General features: G+C 62.9%; 1 protein-coding gene. It reads left to right on the top strand.

Annotation, left to right across the window (positions count from 1 at the left end):
* Positions 1–2,700, top strand: a 2,700-nt coding sequence (locus NBA72_RS24020) for an autotransporter-associated beta strand repeat-containing protein (RefSeq protein WP_439006046.1), incomplete at both ends; no start/stop codon positions are given.

Below are 2,700 nucleotides of genomic sequence, written 5' to 3'. Positions count from 1 at the left end.
AACGCCGTGCTGGAACTGAACACCGGCGGTGATTTTGACAACGCCATCAGCGGCAGCGGCCAGGTGGTGAAATCCGGCGACGAGACGCTCACGCTTTCCGGCAGCAATACTTACACTGGCGGCACCATCATCAGCGGCGGTACGCTGGTCGCCACTAACGTTGAGGCGCTGGGTACCGGCGATGTCACCGACAACGCCACGCTGGAGCTGAACACCGGCGGTGATTTTGACAACGCCATCGGCGGTACGGGCAGCGTGGTGAAATCCGGCGATAAAACGCTCACACTCTCCGGCGCCAATTCTTATACCGGCGGCACCACCATCAGCGGCGGCACGCTGGTCGCCAGCAACGTTGAGGCGTTGGGCAGCGGCGACGTTACCGACAACGCCACGCTGGAACTGAACACCGGCGGTGACTTCGCCAACAACATCGGCGGTACGGGCAGCGTGGTGAAATCCGGCGACAAGACGCTCACGCTCTCCGGAACCAATTCTTACACCGGCGGCACCACCATCAGCGGCGGCACGCTGGTCGCCAACAACGTTGAGGCGCTGGGGACTGGCGACGTCACCAACAACGCCACGCTGGAGTTGAACACCGGCGGCGATTTTGACAACGCCATCAGCGGCAGCGGCCAGGTGGTGAAATCCGGTGACAAGACGCTCACGCTCTCAGGCGCCAACAGCTACAGCGGCGCTACCACCATCAGCGGCGGCACGCTGATTGCCACTCACGTCAACGCGCTGGGTACGGGCGCTATCGACAACCGCGCCAGCCTGTTGCTGGACGCCAGCGGCCAGTTTACGGTAACGGATCTCACCACCGAAAGCGGCGGCAACACCGAAATCGGCGCAGGTAGCACGCTACAGGCGACCACGCTGACGCAAAAAAGCGATAGCACGCTGACCATCAACCTGAACGGCAACACCGTCGATCCTGTTATCCACGCCGCTTCTCAGGTCTCGCTGGCCGGTACGCTGGACATCACCGGCGTCGGCGATGTGCTGGACAGCGATCCCGCCAGCACGGACGATCTGGATACCTTCACCCTGATCGCGTCAGACAAAACCATTGCAGGCGATTTCGAAAAGCTTACCGTCGCCGGAATGGACGCCGATCTGGCCGACTTTATCACCGTCGATGGCCGCATTGATGACACGGGCAAGCAGTACGAACTGACCACCGCCCTGACATGGTATGCCGACCGCGACGACGCCGTCACCGACGCCCACGGCACGTTTAACCTGACCAATGCCGACGGCAGTTTTGCGGTCAATACGGTGCTGGAAAACGTTGACGCCACGCTCGATCCCGCCAGCGCCACCGGCTGGGACGGCACATCGCTGATCAAACAGGGCGCAGGCACGCTGATCCTGAATGCGGAAAACACCTATACCGGCGGCACCACCATCAGCGGCGGCACGCTGGTCGCCACTAACGTTGACGCGCTGGGCAGCGGCGACGTCACCGACGACGCCACGCTGGAGCTGAACACCGGCGGCACGTTCGACAACGCCATCGGCGGCAGCGGGCAGGTGGAAAAATCCGGCGACGGCACGCTCACGCTTTCCGGCAGCAATACTTATACCGGTGGCACCACCATCAACGACGGCACGCTGATTGCCACTAGCGTTGATGCGCTGGGAAGTGGCGACGTCACCGACAACGCCACGCTGGCGCTGAACACCGGCGGCACGTTCGACAACGCCATCAGCGGCAGCGGTCAGGTGGTCAAATCCGGCGACGACGTGCTGACGCTCTCAGGCGCCAACAGCTACAGCGGCGGCACGCTCATCAGCGACGGCACGCTGGTCGCCAGCAACGTTGAGGCGCTGGGCAGCGGCGACGTCACTAACGACGCCGTGCTGGAACTGAACACCGGCGGCACGTTCGACAACACCATCAGCGGCAGCGGCCGGGTGGTCAAATCCGGCGACGGCGCGCTGACGCTCTCCGGGGCTAACAGCTACAGCGGCGGGACTCTCATCAGCGACGGTACGTTGATTGCCGGGCGCGTTGATGTATTGGGCAGCGGCGACGTCACCGACAACGCCACGCTGGAACTGAACACCGGCGGCACGTTCGACAACGCCATCAGCGGCAGCGGGCAGGTGGTCAAATCCGGCGACGACGTGCTGACGCTCTCAGGCGCCAACAGCTACAGCGGCGGCACGCTCATCAGCGACGGCACGCTGGTCGCCAGCAACGTTGAGGCGCTGGGCACTGGCGACGTCACCGATAACGCCACGCTGGAGATGAATACCGGCGGTGACTTCATCAATAACATCGGCGGTACGGGCCGTGTGGAAAAATCCGGCGACGACGCGCTCACGCTTTCCGGCAGCAATACTTATACCGGCGGCACCACCATCAACGACGGCACGCTGATTGCCACTAGCGTTGATGCGCTGGGAAGTGGCGACGTTACCAACAACGCCGTGCTGGAACTGAACACCGGCGGTGACTTCATCAATAACATCGGCGGTACGGGCCGTGTGGAAAAATCCGGCGACGAGACGCTCACGCTTTCCGGCAGCAATACTTACACCGGCGGCACGCTCATCAGCGGCGGCACGCTGGTCGCCACTAACGTTGAGGCGCTGGGTACCGGCGACGTCACCGACAACGCCGTGCTGGAACTGAACACCGGCGGTGACTTCATCAATAACATCGGCGGTACGGGCCGTGTGGAAAAATCC

This window comes from Salmonella sp. NW1250 (genome assembly GCF_051812965.1).
GTDB lineage: Bacteria > Pseudomonadota > Gammaproteobacteria > Enterobacterales > Enterobacteriaceae > Salmonella > Salmonella enterica.
The sequence above is the reverse complement of the archived record's forward strand: the minus strand, read 5'-3'. Positions and strand labels throughout refer to the sequence as shown.